A 12,829-nucleotide genomic window follows, 5' to 3' on the forward strand; every position below is an offset into this window, starting at 1 on the left:
ATGGTCCCGGCTGCCATCACGCTGTCGGTCGTCGCCGCGCTGGCCTGGCTGTTGTGGCTCGCGGCCGACGTTCCGGCGCGCATCGGCAGCGCGCGCTGGGTCGGGCTCGCCTCGCTCGCGCTCGTGCCGGTGTGGCTCCTGCTCGTGTCGTACTACGCGCCGATCGAGGCCGTGCAGGGGATCATCCAGAAGATCTTCTACGTGCACATCCCGGCGATCATCCCGACCTACTTCGGGTTCGTGCTGTCGGCGCTGGGCGGAGTCCTCTACCTGCGTTCGCGCGAGGAGCGTTGGGACACGCTGGCCGCCGCGGGGGCCGAGGTCGGAGTGGTGTTCTGCACGCTCATGCTGCTGGTCGGCCCGATCTGGGCGAAGCCGGCGTGGGGCCAGTGGTGGGCCTGGGATCTGCGACTCACGATGACCCTCATCCTGTGGTTCATCTACGTCGCCTATCTGTTCCTGCGGAGCTTCGCTTTCGGCAGCGACACCGCGCGCACTTACACCGCGGTGTACGGGATCGCGGGCGTGGGAGCGATCCCCTTCGTGTACTTCGCGCTCGACCTGGCCAAGGGCGCCGCGATGCACCCAGTGAACCCGGCGCGCGAGGGCTTGCCGCCCGAGATGGGCCAGACCGTCGGTGTGGGGATGATCACCTTCATCTGGATCTTCGCCTGGCTGGTCGCCAAGCGCTGCGAGCTCGGCACGCTGCAGGCGCGGGCGCTCGCCAGCCGGCTGGGAGCCCACTGATGCCCTGGGTGATCGCCGCCTACGCCGTCACCGGCGTCGTGCTCGTCGGGTACATCCTGTACCTGCGCGCCGCGCGGGGCGCAGCGCTGCGCGATCAACAGCGCCGCAGTTGACAAATTTCCGCGCGGCAGAGATAAATCGGAGTCGGCCGTCGCACCTGCGACTTCCACGTCGACCTTGCGGACGTAAGCGCAAGCTCCCCTCCACCCTCGGCCTCGATCCCGCCTTCGATCTCTGGTGTGTCCGTGTTCTCGAGGTGTCGTGCGCGCACGCTGCACCTCGCTGATACGTGGGGAGCTCGCTTCCACTTCGCGGAGAAGACGCACCCAGCGAAGTCGCGGGCCGGCGGGCTCGAGCGAGTGCAGGGTGAGCGCAGCTTCTTGAGTCAAAGGATCGTGACGGCAGTGCGAAGGGAGCGTTGGCCGTCGGATGGGTCGATCGTCTCAATCCAGGCAGGGAACGCCTTGGCACGAAGGTTGGATCGACCGGCAACCACTCGGGAAGACAAGCCCGGCAATGACAGGGACACAGAGAGTTGAATTGGCGAGACCTTTTCAGTCTTCGACTCATGAGTCGCCAGTTTTGGCGCCAGTCGGCGTCGATTTCGAAACCGGCAGCCGAGCCGAGTTGGAGCGAAGCGATGGCACCTAGGGAGAGCGAGCAGATGACGGGCCACGAGGACCTCGGACGATCGAGTCAGATGGCGCGCATGAAGCGCGGCGTCGGGTACTGCGAGAACACCGAGTGCGAGGACTACGCCAAGGGCGTCTTCCTCTTGAATCACGGCGACACGTTCTACTGCCCGCGCTGCCGGCAGCTCGGCAAGGTCGAGAAGGAGCGCGGCTTCTACACCGGCAACTCGGACATCTTCAAGGAGGTCCGGGTCGAGTACAACTTCGATCCGATCCACGGCATCTACCGCGAGATCGCGATCGTGCGCGACGAGTCACTCTGGGGCCGCAACAACGTCTACACGCTGCAGTCGCCGCTGATCAAGACCGAGAAGCGCGCGCTGAAGGTCGCCGAGGCCATCCTCGCCAACCTGAACCGCTACCGCGGGCTGCTGTCGGGCGACGACATCCCGCGCACCACCGAGATCATCCTGTCGTTCGACGACGACTTCGAGGAGTTCCAGAAGCGCCTCTCGCAGCTCTCCAAGGAGTGGGAAGCGAGCGGGCTGCGGGAGCTCTCGCCTCGGTGATCAAGACCCGCGGGATCTATCACCTGCACCTGCACGTGAGAGATCTCGACCGGTCACTCCGCTTCTATACCGGCGCCTTCGGCATGAAGGAGCTGTTCCGCGATGGGCCTACCATGGTCTTCCTGCAGACCCCGGGCTCCAAGGACCTGCTCACGCTGAACGGTGACCCGGCCGAGTCACGCGCGGCGGGCGCGCCGGCGGGCATCGATCACTTCGGCTTCGAGCTCGCTCCCGGCCAGAGCCTGGACGACGCGATCGTGGAGATCGAGAAGCACGGCGGGAAGCTGCTGCGCCGCAGCGGCCCGACGGGGCGGCAGTACGCGTACCTCCACGATCCCGACGGCTACACGATCGAGATCTAGCGGCCTCTCTCCGGCAGCGGCGCACGGCCTCTGGTAGCCTGCGCGCATGGCCTGCTGCGCGTTCGCGCTGGGGTGGTCGGCCGCACGGCTCAGTACGAACAGGCCGCGTGCGGGCAGGACAACCCGGGCCCCGGCGATGCGCCGGCCGGCAAGGCGGCCGCGCGCTCCGGCGCTGCGGCGTCGGAGCAGACGATCGTCGACGACTTCAAGAACGACCTCGCCGCTTGCACGACCTGGGGCAACGAGTGCATCGGTGCAGCCTGCCTTTCTGAGTCCTTCACGGAGGGAGTCACCACCATGATGAGTCGTATTCGGTTCTTCGGCTTCGCGTTGTTCGGCGTCGCGACACTCACGAGTGTCGCAAGAGCCGACTTCGTCGGCCCGTCGTACAACACGCCGATCAGCTTCGGTGTCTGCGGCGACCTCGACACGGCGTCCGAGATGGCGAACCCGAACTACTTCGCGGCCCACGCCGGCCCGAACAGCACGCTGCACGGCTGCGAAGCGCTGTGCCGCGCGGCTGCCGCGCAGTGCAAGCAAGCTGCGGCCGCCACCGGCGCGTGCAATCTGAAGGGCCTCTCGCACGCGCTGCAGTTCGAGCGCACGTCGTGCGCCGCGAACAACGACGTTGCGCTGAGCGTGAAGGAATGCATGAGCGCCGCGCACGGCGATATCGCGGCGAGCAAGGACGCGATCATCGAGCACGTCAAGGGCGCGCAGGCGGATTGCGCCAGCTGGGGCGCGAGTTGCGCGATGGACTGCGACCAGCCTTGAGTCGCAACCAGAGAGCGGGGATCCGTCGCTTGGGGAAGAGTGGAGAGAATCCGAGCGTCGCTGCGAGATCAGCCCGACGGTTCGGCGGCGACACGAAATCGTGTCGAAAGACGTGGCAAAAACATGATCGCCGATGAACGGTTCGAGATCCGCAGCGAGCTCTCCGGCGCGCTCCACGCCTGCTCGACCTGGGGCGAGACCTGCATCACCAAGCGCCAGACTGATCGGAGTCATTTGAGGCTTTGCGTCTGAAGCCGCCTCGGAGGATGATGGACAGGCGGGGCCGCGTGAGCGGTCTCGCCTCTCTCGCATCCGGATTCATCATCAGAGGGGGCCACTCAATTGAAGATGAGAGCCGTCGCGTCACTCGGTGCGGCCGGAATCACGGCGCTGTCGCTCGCGACCGCGGTCTGGGCCGGCGTCTTCGCCAACCCGGTGTTCCCTGCGACGTGCGGCAACCCCGACGTCGCCAGCGCCATGGGCCCGCCCAACTACTTCGAAATGCACGCGGGCGGTGTGCTCACCGTGAAGAGCTGCAGCGCCCTGTGCAAGACGAACGCCGCGCAGTGCAAACGCGCGGTGGCAGCGAACGGCGCGTGCATGAACACGTTCCTGTCTCGTAGCCTCCAGTTCAACGACGCCGAGTGCGAGGCCGACTATCCCACTCAGGCGAAAGCGTGCAAGAGCAACGCGCACGACTACTGGGAGGTCACGCGCAAGAACGACCTCAAGAACACGCTCGCCGACGACCGGACCGGCTGCGCCAACTGGGGCAGTGACTGCATCGCGGCTTGCCAGATCCTCGGCCAGGCCTAGGAGTCACTTCGTGAAGAAGACGATTCTCGCCTGCACGGTTCTCGCCTCGGTTGGTGGAGCGCTCGCCACTGCAGTCATCGCCGGCGTCGGCTCGTCACCGCCGCTCCTGCCGCCGATCAAGGGCAACATCTGCCCCGAGATCGGCGTCGTGGCTCAGATGTCCGACCCGAACTACTTCTCCATATTCGGCGCCGTACTCACTCTCAAGAGCTGCAGCGCGCTGTGCAAAGTAGCCGTCGCGGAGTGCAGACACTCGGCCAGCGCCGCGGCCGCGTGCAACGACGCAGTACTGAAGGGTGCGCTCACCACCCTCTCAGCGGGCTGCGCGATCAGCCCGGTGCCGTACGGCAGCGACATCAGCTCTTGTCGAAAGGGCGCGGCGACCGCACTCGCCGAGGAGCGGCTCGGCGTCCGCAGCGAGCTCCTGAGCGCGCGCGACGACTGCATCGACTGGGGTCAGGAATGCACCAGCGACTGCCAGCAGCTCGGAGCTGGCTGAAGGCTCGGAGGAGACTTCATGATTCGAGTCACTCTCAGTCTGGCCAGGCTCGGCGTGGGCTGTCGTCGACGGCGGCGGCCCAGCTGCCAGATCGAGACCGGCCGTTGCTCACCCTGGGGCGCGGATCGCATCACCCAGTGCGCGACGCTCGCGGCCCCGTGACCAAGGAGGAGCTTCGATGAGCAGAGTCAGTCTCATTCTCGCCGCGCTGCTGGCCCTGTGCGCGCCGGCAGCCGCGCGCGCGGGCGGCCCGGGCTTCGGGAATCCGCTCCAAAACGGCTGCGGCACGATCTACCTCGTCGACGACATGCAGGACCCGAGCTATTTCGTCTCGAACGCACACTCGATGACCGTCAAGCTGTGTGACTCGCTGTGCAAGCAGGCGGCCGCCGAGTGCGCGCAGGTAGTCAAAGAGTCCGCCGCGTGCACCTTCAAGGCGGTCAGCAAGGCCGAGTTCTTCGCCGACGCCGCGTGCGCCGACGCGGACGGCGGCTCGCCGAGCGACTTGAAGACCTGCAAGAGCAACGTGCACGTCAACGTGGCCAGCGTACGGGCCGAGTTCCGCGGCTTCCTCATCACCGAGCTCGGCCGCTGTACCAGCTGGGGCACGGACTGTGTGACTCAGTGCGCCACGTTGGGGATGTGATCATGAAGCGAATCAGTCTCGTCTCGGCGGTCGTGTTCGCGGCGACGCTGCCCTTCCCCGCCCGCGCGGGCGGTCTGCCGTTCGTGAGTCCCATCAGCAGCGGGTGCCCGACGGTCGAGGTCGCCGGTAACATGGCGGACCCGAACATCTTCGCCTCGCACGCGCACACGATGAACGAGAAGCAGTGTGACTCGCTGTGCAAGCATGCGGTGGCGGAGTGCAAGCAGGTGATCGGCACGGCGGTCGCGTGCTACTTCAAGTCGAGTGGCAAGGCGGAGGCGATCGAGGACGGCGCGTGCATCGACCAAGGCGGCGGGGCCAGCGCCGTGAAGGCCTGCAAGGCGACCGTGCACTCCGACTTCGCGAGCTCGCGCCAGCCCTTTCGCAACCTTGCCACCGAGCAGGCCGGCCTGTGCGTGCAGTGGGGGTCGGACTGCGCGACTCAGTGCGCGACGCTCTCGAATCAGTAGCGTCGCCGCGCGCCGCATGAAAGGTCTCTAGCTGACTCGTCGCTCTTGCGAGGAGCTCTGGCGCGAAGTCGTGCGTTCCATCAAGACGACGCGAACATCTTCCTGCGCTACCCGGTGACCGGCTCGAGGGCGACCGTGTCGTGTTCAACTCCGGTGAGTATCCCGGCTTGTCGGAGCTGGGGTGCCGGTGCTGGTACTCCGGCAGGTGAGCAGTCGTGGCGTGGAGAGTCTTTGCTTTCGGCGCGCCGGGCCGCGGCGCGGCGCCCGCCCGCGGGGCACAGTCTCGCCATGGCGAAGAGACTCGAGCTGCGGGGAAGATCAGTGCTGCTCACGGGGGCGTCGCGGGGCATCGGGCTTGCGATCGCGCGGGCGCTGGCGGCGCGCGGGGCGCGCCTGGCGCTGGCGGCGCGCCGGTCGCTCGACCTGGAGAAAGTGGCCGCGGAGCTGCGCGCGTCCGGCGCAGAGGCGCACGCGCTGCCCCTGGACTTGTGCGACGACGCCTCGGTGGCGCGCGGGGTCGAGCGCGCGCGGGAGCTCCTGGGCGGGATCGAGGTGCTGGTGAACGACGCGGGGGTGGCCCACCAGGCGCCCTTCCTCGAGCTCGACCCGGCCTGCGTGCGCGAGGAGATCGAGCTCAACTACCTGGGCGCCGTGCGCACGGTGCGCGCCGTGCTGCCCGAGATGCTGGCGCGCGGCAGCGGCACGATCCTGAACGTGTCGTCGGTGCTCGGCTGCGTGGCGGGGCCGTCGGTGGCGACTTACTCGGCCTCGAAGGCGGCGCTCGACGCGTTCACGTTCGCGCTGCGCGGCGAGCTCGCGTCGCGCGGCGTGCGCGTGGTGCTGTTGGTCGCGCCGCACACCGCGACCGAGGCCGGACGCTCGGTGCGCTTCGACGGCGTGCCGATGTCGCAGCCCGCGCTCGTGGCGCGCCACGCGCTGCGCGCGCTCGAGCGCGGGCCGCGGCGCTCGTTCTCGGGCGTCGGCAACCGCCTGCTCGTGGCGGTGAGTCGTCTCTCGCCTCGCCTGGCCGATCGGCTGATGGCGAACACCACGCGGGCCGTCCTTCAACGCGCGAGCTCCCCGCGCATGTAGCGCCGCCACGCCTTGTCCGCGAAGTCGCCGCAGCGCAGCCCGTAGCGCGCGAAGTAGCGCTCGAGGTTCGCGACGTCGCGGCGCAGATACTCGTAGCCGTCCGGGCTGGTGTGCAGGTTCAGCGACTGAGGCACGTCGATCACCCAGGCCTTGCCGCCGTGCCACAGCACGTTGTATGCGGACAGGTCACCGTGCACCAGGTGGAGCTCGAGGAAGATCTCCACGTTGCGCAGCAGGCGCTGGAGCACCTTGGCGGCTTCGTCGGGCCCGAGCTCGACGCGCCGGAGCTGCGGCGCTGCGCCCTCCCCGTCTCCCACGAACTCCATCAGGATCGCGTCGTCACTCGCGGCGAGCGGCTCGGGAACGTCCGCCCCCGCGTCGTGCAGGCGGCAGAGCGTCTCCCACTCCCAGGTGACCCACTCCAGGTGCGCCATCTGCATGCCGACCTGGGTCTTGGTGCGGATGGCCCGCTTCACGCGCGAGGCGAGCCCGGAGCGCGTCGCGGTGCGCTCCCCCGCGTACGCCCGTCCGCCGCGAAACGCGCGAAACTTCGACGCGCGGTACACCTTGGCCGCGAGATACTCCACCCCGACCGACTCGTTGGCGGCACACAGGTAGACCGTGGCTTCCTTGCCATCGCCGACGACGCCCAGCACGTCGTCGACCAGCCCCTGACCCCCGAACTGCGCGAGCACTTCGGCCTTCTCGGCCTCGGCCAGCATGCCGCGCGTGAACTGGGCCCCCGACAGGCGGGAGCCCACACGTGGATTCGACAATGAACTCTCCAGGCGAGGAGCGTGCGACGACTCGAGACGAGCCTGTGGCTCAGGCCTCGGTCTCGCGTGTCCTCGCCGGAGTGTTCGGGCCCCGCGCTAGCGCAGGGCGGACCGGAGGCGTGAGCTGCTGCGAACGACGATGGCAGTCATGCGTGTACCTCCTCGGTTGGCGGCATCCTACCTCAAGCGGGCCGCAGGAGCCAGATCCCCGTGAAGAGCAGCGCCAGGCCGGCCAGCTTCTGGGCGGTCACTGACTCCTGGAAGAACAGCATGGCGCCCAGCGTGGTCACGATCAGCATGCCCACGTCCGAGATCGGGATCGCGACCGACGCCTCGAGCTTGCCGGTGGCCAGGCGCAGGAACGCCACCAGCCCGATGCCCTGCATGATGCCCGCGATCGCCACCGGCCAGAGCTGCGCGCGCGTAGGGCCCGTCCAATCACCGACCCAGGCGGTGATCGCGAGGATCGGCAGGCACGACAGGAGCGCCAGCACGAGCGACGCGAACGGCCCCCCGAAGCTCGACAGCCGGGCCACGAGCGGATACCCGCCCCAGAAGACCCCGACCAGGATGATACAGATCCACTCGGTCCGGTAGCTCATGATGGACTCCTCTTGGAGCGCCCGCGGTACTCCGAGGGTGTCTCGCCCGTCCAGCGCTTGAAGGCGCGGAAGAAGACACTCGGCTCGGCGAAGCCGACCAGATAGCTCACCTCGGCGGCCGGCAGGCCCAGCTCGAGATAGGCCTGCGCGCGCGAGCGGCGCAGGTCGTCGAGCAGCGCCGCGACCGACGTGCCCTCGGCCTGCAGCCGCCGCTGCAGCGTGCGCGCGCTGGTGCGCAGCCGTTCGGCGAGCGCGCTCACGGACAGGCCGCCGTCGACGAGTGACTCGGCGAGCGCGCGCCGCGCCTGCTCCGACGCGGGTCCGCTCGAGCTCCAGGCGCGCGCGTCCGCCTCGACCTGCCGCTCGAGAAAGCGCTCGAGCGCCGAGTCCGCGCCCGCCATCGGCCGCGCCAGCACGTCGGCCGCGAAGCTCCACTCACAACGCCCCGCGCCGAACTCCGGCCGGCAGCCGAGGATCTTCAGATACTCCGACTCGGCGCCGTGCGGCGCGTGCGCGAAGCGCAGCGCGCGCGCCGCGATCGGAGCGCCGGTCGCGCGCGCCAGCCCGAAGAAACAGTCGGCCGCGTACATCTCCGCGCACTGCGCGTGCGCGGGCCGCGCCGGGCCCCAAGGCTCGTAGCGGAAGCGCGCCTCGCCGCCCAGGAGCTCCATCGCGAAGCGGTCGCCCTCGCTGAGCCAGGCGTGGTAGCGGAAGATGCGCGCGAGCGCGTCGCCGGCGGTCGGGCTGGCCAGCGCGAGAAAGCCGAGCGCTCCCAGCGCCGATGGGTCGACCGACGCGATGTAGTGCAGGCCCAGGAACGGGTCGCAAAGCTCGTCGACCGCCGCCTCGATGCCCGCGTAGTAGGCCTCGAGCGGCACGCGCGCCTCGGGGTCCGCCAAGAGCGCCGGTGCGACGCCCACGCGCGCGAGCAGCCGCTCGCGGCGCGCGCCGCGCTCCACGGCCCAGTCCAACATGTGCGCGAGCCCGTGCGATCGGCAGTTCGGCGCCTTCATCGCGGAACGAGCGCGAAGATCCAGTCGCGGGTGCCCACGCCCTCGGCGGGCGTTCCGTACTTGTCGTGAAACACCGGCGCCACGCGCGCGAGCGTCGGGGGGTCAAGGACGCGCGTGGCCTGGAAGGCGTAGATCCTGCCGTCGAGCCGGACGCGCACGCGGCCGTCGGCCAGGACCTCGGCGGGCCAGCGCTTGTGCTCCGCGAGCACGCTCGGCACGTAGAGCCGGCCGTCGACCACCATGAAGCCTGTAGTGACCGAGCGGCCCTCGGCGGGCGGCAGCTCGAGCTCGAACGAGTAACGCGCCGCCGCGAAGCTCCAGTCACTCGGCGGCGGGCTCTCGATGCCGGAGCGGAACGTGCCGCCGGTGAACGGCCCGAGCGGCCCGTCGTGGCAGCGCGCGGCGACCAGCCCGAGCACGATCACCGCGATCGCCGCAGCGGCCGCCGCCGCGAGCCAGCGCAGCGCGCGCGGCATGACTCAGTAGACGATCTTCGTGATCGGGAACTCGACGATGCCGGTGGCGCCGGCGTCGGCGAGGTCCGGGATCAGGTCGCGCGCGCGCAGCTCGTCGACGATGGTGTTGACCGCCACCATGCGCCCGTCGGCCAGCGGAGACACCGTGGGCGAGGCCAGCGCCGGCAGGAGCGCGAGCACCTTGGGCAGGTGATCCTTGGGACAGTTCAGCATGAGCCCGACCTTGCCCTGCGCGGCGATCGCGCCGTTCAGCATGAGCGCCAGCCGGTCGAGCTTGCGCCGCTTCCAGGGATCTTCGTAGGCCGTGGGGTTCGCAATCAGGCGCGGCGTGCTCTCGAGCAGCGTGTCCACGATGCGCAGCTTGTTGGCGCGCAGGCTCGAGCCGGTCTCGGTCACGTCGACGATCGCGTCGGCGAGCAACGGCGGCTTGACCTCGGTCGCGCCCCACGAGAACTCGACGTTCGCCGAGACACCGTGTGACTGGAGCCAGGCCTGCACCAGGCCGACGGCCTCGGTGGCGATGCGCTTGCCCGCGAGGTCGCGCACCGACTGGATCGGCGAGTCCTCGGGCACGGCCAGCACCCAGCGCGTGGGCCGGAAGCTCGTCTTGGCGTAGCGCAGCTCGGCGAGCTCCTTCACCGCGACCTTGTTCTCGGTGATCCAATCGTGGCCGGTGATGCCCGCGTCGAGCACGCCCTGCGCGACGTAGCGCGCCATCTCCTGCGCGCGGATCAGGACACACTCGATGTCCTTGTCGTCGATCGCCGGGAAGAGCGAGCGCTCGGGAAACTGCATGCGGTAGCCCGCGCGCTCGAAGAGCTGCGCGGTCATGGACTCGAGCGAGCCCTTGGGAAAGCCGAAGCGCAGGACCTGAGTCCCGTCCTTCGATCGTTTCACGCCCAGCGCCATCGCGCGACTCTATCTCGGGTCGCGCCCCGCTGCCAACCGGTCGCGCAGAGTCTCGAGCGCGTCGAACTGCGGCCCGCGGTGGAAGCCCGTCTCACCGCGCAGCGGGTTCCCGTCGGCCACGATTGCGCCCATGCGCAGCAGAAGCTCGAGCGCATTTCCCGCCGCGACTGCGCACACGCCCTCGGGGAACTGCGCCCCGCCGGTGAGCAGCTCCTCGCGCTGGGCCTCCTGCGCGCGCTTGATCAGCGCGTCGCGCGCGCCCTCGCCCTTGGCCTCGGCGACCACCCGGGCCACGGCGGCATAGGTCTCGAGCATCGGCTGCACCTGCGCGCGCAGGAACGCGAGCCAGGGCTCGCCGGCGGGCGTGGGGCCGAGCCGATCGGCCGAGCTCGCCGCGATCCAGCCGCGCGCGGTCAGGTGCGCGAGCACGCGCTCGATGCGCTCGCGCCGCTCTTCGCCCTCCACCGGGAAGAACTCCGCGGAGAGCAAGTCGAGCCAGTCCGACGCCTCCCGGTGCAGCGCCTCGCGCGAGCGCTCGCCCCGGAGCGAGAGCGCGATCACCCCGGGCCAGACCAGCGCATGACCCACCGCGGCGCGGTAGAGGTCGAGCGCCGGGCGCATCTCGGGGGCGATCTGCAAGAGGTCGCCGCGCGGCGACGGCACGCGCACCACGCGCTCGGCCTGCTCGAGCAGCTCCGTCACGGCTTCGGGCCGGCCGGTGTCGAGACAGCGCTCGAGCGCCACGCCGCGCTTCACGCCCAGGAGCTCGAGCAGCGCGGCCACCTCGACCACGCGCTCGCGCAGCTCGTCCTCGCGCAGCGCGTTCGCGGTCTGACCGAGCAGCGCCGCGGCCGCGACCGTCGAGCGGCCGGCAGTCACCAGGTCGTTGATGTCGCGGCACAGCTCGACGCCGAGCGCCGCCGACGTGGCGCGCAGGTCGGGAATGCGCCCCGCCTCGGAGCGCCGCCCGACTTCGCTGCCCAGCCGCTGCGCCAGCGAGATGGGGGCGCCGAAGCGCACGGTCACGCTGCCGTAGCGGTAGCGCAGCACGCGGCCGGCGAAGAGCAGCGACCACAGACTCTCGCGCTGCTTCTTCGCGCCGCCGCGCTCGGCGGTCACCGAGCCCTCCTCCACCAGGCGCTCGTAGGTGAAGCCGACCGGCACGAGATAGAGGTCGCGGCGCGCGCCGCGCGCGTAGGCCTCGAGCACCATGCGCAGCATGCCGAGCCGGGGCCGCAGCGTCTTGCCCGTGCGCGAGCGCGTGCCCTCGATGAAGAACTCCTGACTCACCCCGTCCTTGATCAGGTGCTGCACGTAGCTGCGGAACACCGCCGTGTACAGCGGGTCGCCGTCGAAGCTGCGGCGCAGGAAGAACGCGCCGGCGCGGCGGAAGATCGGCCCCAAGGGCCAGAACGAGAGATTGATGCCCGCCGCCACCTGCGGCGGCACCAGGTGACTGCGATAGAACAGCCACGACAGGATCAGATAGTCGAAGTGCGAGCGGTGACTCGGCACCAGCACCAGCGGGTGCAGCTTCGCCGCCTCGACCACCGGCTCGAGATCGTGCAGCTCGATGCGCACGAACAGGCGCTTGAACAGCGACTCCACCACCACCGCCAGCACGGCCAGCATCGTGGGGCTGGGGCTGGCCGCGATCTCGACCAGGTTCTTCTGCGCGCGCGCCTCGACCCGCGCCGGCGAGCGCCGCTTCTCGCGCGCGACCTCGTCGATCACGCGCCGCACCTCGGAGTCGTCGAGCACCGCCTCCTGCACGCGCGCGAACGACGGCAGCGTGGCGCCGACGACCGGCTTCTCCTCGCGCCGGAGGAAGATGAGCAGCGAGCGCCGCACCTGCTTCACCACCCGCTCGCGGCCCGAGGCCCGGTTCGCGTCGACGAACGCGCGCAGGTCGATCGGCGTGCCCACGCGCACCGCCAGGTTGCGGTAGTTCCAGACGAACGAGACCACCTTGCCGAAGTCGGTCGGCCGCTCGTTGCCGCCGTAGAAGAGGTTCAGGAAGGGCCGCTGCGGGCGCGCGCCCTTGCGCCAGAACAGCGCGAGCGGCACGAGTGACACGGGCACCTCGTGCGCGAACGCGGTGTCGATCACCTCGCGCAGATAGTCGAGCTCGGTGCGCCCCTCGCGCACGGCGCGCTTCCGGAAGTGCACGCGCGTGCGGAACTTGTCGGTGCGCAGGAACAGGAACGCCGTGCCGCCCTCACGCGCCACGCGCCGCACCTGCTGGATGCTCTGCTCGCGCATGCCGCGCGCGCCGCGCCGCAGTCTCTCGACGCTGCCCTGCGCGAGCAGCCGCAGCGCCTCGCCGAACGGCCGGTAGTAGAAGAACTTGATCCCGTTCGCGAAGGCCGAGAGACGGATTCCGGACAGCAGGAACAGCCAGTTGAACAGGAAGTAATCGAGCCGCGAGCTGTAGCGCATGACGTAG

The 12,829-nt window shown here is 69.7% G+C and carries 16 protein-coding genes; 10 read left to right on the forward strand and 6 right to left on the reverse strand.

The genetic code is table 11. The annotated features are described in order from the left end of the window. From ccsA to VMR86_15265, 10 genes are all read left to right on the forward strand, one after another. Positions 1-747 (forward strand): cytochrome c biogenesis protein CcsA, encoded by a 747-nt coding sequence (gene ccsA / locus VMR86_15220; protein ID HTO08395.1) that lies wholly within the window; start codon positions 1-3, stop codon positions 745-747. After that, on the forward strand, positions 747-860 hold the full coding sequence (gene ccmD / locus VMR86_15225) for a heme exporter protein CcmD (protein HTO08396.1): 114 nt from the start codon (positions 747-749) through the stop codon (positions 858-860). The genes ccsA and ccmD overlap by 1 nt, the downstream gene beginning before the upstream one ends. A gap of 527 nt (positions 861-1,387) precedes the next feature. Then, positions 1,388-1,948, forward strand: coding sequence for a hypothetical protein (locus tag VMR86_15230; protein HTO08397.1), 561 nt, complete (start codon positions 1,388-1,390; stop codon positions 1,946-1,948). Then, positions 1,945-2,310, forward strand: coding sequence for a VOC family protein (locus VMR86_15235; GenBank protein HTO08398.1), 366 nt, complete (start codon positions 1,945-1,947; stop codon positions 2,308-2,310). Before VMR86_15230 ends, VMR86_15235 begins: the two co-directional genes overlap by 4 nt. 72 nt (positions 2,311-2,382) lie before the next feature. Continuing rightward, entirely contained in the window at positions 2,383-3,084 is a 702-nt protein-coding gene (locus tag VMR86_15240; GenBank protein HTO08399.1) for a hypothetical protein, read from the forward strand. A 348-nt stretch (positions 3,085-3,432) separates the two neighbouring features. Then, on the forward strand, positions 3,433-3,900 hold the full coding sequence (locus VMR86_15245) for a hypothetical protein (GenBank protein HTO08400.1): 468 nt from the start codon (positions 3,433-3,435) through the stop codon (positions 3,898-3,900). 10 nt (positions 3,901-3,910) lie between these two features. Beyond that, positions 3,911-4,399 (forward strand): hypothetical protein, encoded by a 489-nt coding sequence (locus tag VMR86_15250; protein ID HTO08401.1) that lies wholly within the window; start codon positions 3,911-3,913, stop codon positions 4,397-4,399. Positions 4,400-4,577: 178 nt separating this feature from the next. Then, on the forward strand, positions 4,578-5,045 hold the full coding sequence (locus tag VMR86_15255; protein ID HTO08402.1) for a hypothetical protein: 468 nt from the start codon (positions 4,578-4,580) through the stop codon (positions 5,043-5,045). A gap of 2 nt (positions 5,046-5,047) precedes the next feature. Then, entirely contained in the window at positions 5,048-5,515 is a 468-nt protein-coding gene (locus tag VMR86_15260) for a hypothetical protein (protein ID HTO08403.1), read from the forward strand. A gap of 288 nt (positions 5,516-5,803) precedes the next feature. Continuing rightward, positions 5,804-6,607 carry an SDR family NAD(P)-dependent oxidoreductase gene (locus tag VMR86_15265; protein HTO08404.1) on the forward strand — a complete coding sequence of 268 codons (804 nt, stop codon included), beginning with the start codon at positions 5,804-5,806 and terminating at the stop codon, positions 6,605-6,607. Here the strand turns inward: VMR86_15265 and VMR86_15270 are convergent. From VMR86_15270 to VMR86_15295, 6 genes are all read right to left on the reverse strand, one after another. Beyond that, entirely contained in the window at positions 6,580-7,368 is a 789-nt protein-coding gene (locus tag VMR86_15270) for an RIO1 family regulatory kinase/ATPase (GenBank protein ID HTO08405.1), read from the reverse strand. The two genes, VMR86_15265 and VMR86_15270, sit on opposite strands and share 28 nt — an antisense overlap. 197 nt (positions 7,369-7,565) lie before the next feature. Further along, entirely contained in the window at positions 7,566-7,985 is a 420-nt protein-coding gene (locus VMR86_15275; protein ID HTO08406.1) for an EamA family transporter, read from the reverse strand. Then, positions 7,982-8,959, reverse strand: coding sequence for an AraC family transcriptional regulator (locus VMR86_15280; protein HTO08407.1), 978 nt, complete (start codon positions 8,957-8,959; stop codon positions 7,982-7,984). The genes VMR86_15275 and VMR86_15280 overlap by 4 nt, the downstream gene beginning before the upstream one ends. Before the next feature lie 35 nt (positions 8,960-8,994). Beyond that, positions 8,995-9,474, reverse strand: coding sequence for a hypothetical protein (locus VMR86_15285; GenBank protein HTO08408.1), 480 nt, complete (start codon positions 9,472-9,474; stop codon positions 8,995-8,997). A gap of 3 nt (positions 9,475-9,477) precedes the next feature. Next, the gene (gene hisG, locus VMR86_15290) at positions 9,478-10,383 is read right to left on the reverse strand and encodes an ATP phosphoribosyltransferase (protein HTO08409.1); all 906 of its coding nucleotides are present in this window, start codon (positions 10,381-10,383) and stop codon (positions 9,478-9,480) included. A 9-nt stretch (positions 10,384-10,392) separates the two neighbouring features. Next, positions 10,393-12,829, reverse strand: a 2,437-nt coding sequence (locus VMR86_15295; protein HTO08410.1) for a 1-acyl-sn-glycerol-3-phosphate acyltransferase, incomplete at its 5' end; no start/stop codon positions are given.

The sequence above is a fragment of the Myxococcota bacterium genome (assembly GCA_035498015.1).
Classification (GTDB): Bacteria; Myxococcota_A; UBA9160; order SZUA-336; family SZUA-336; genus VGRW01.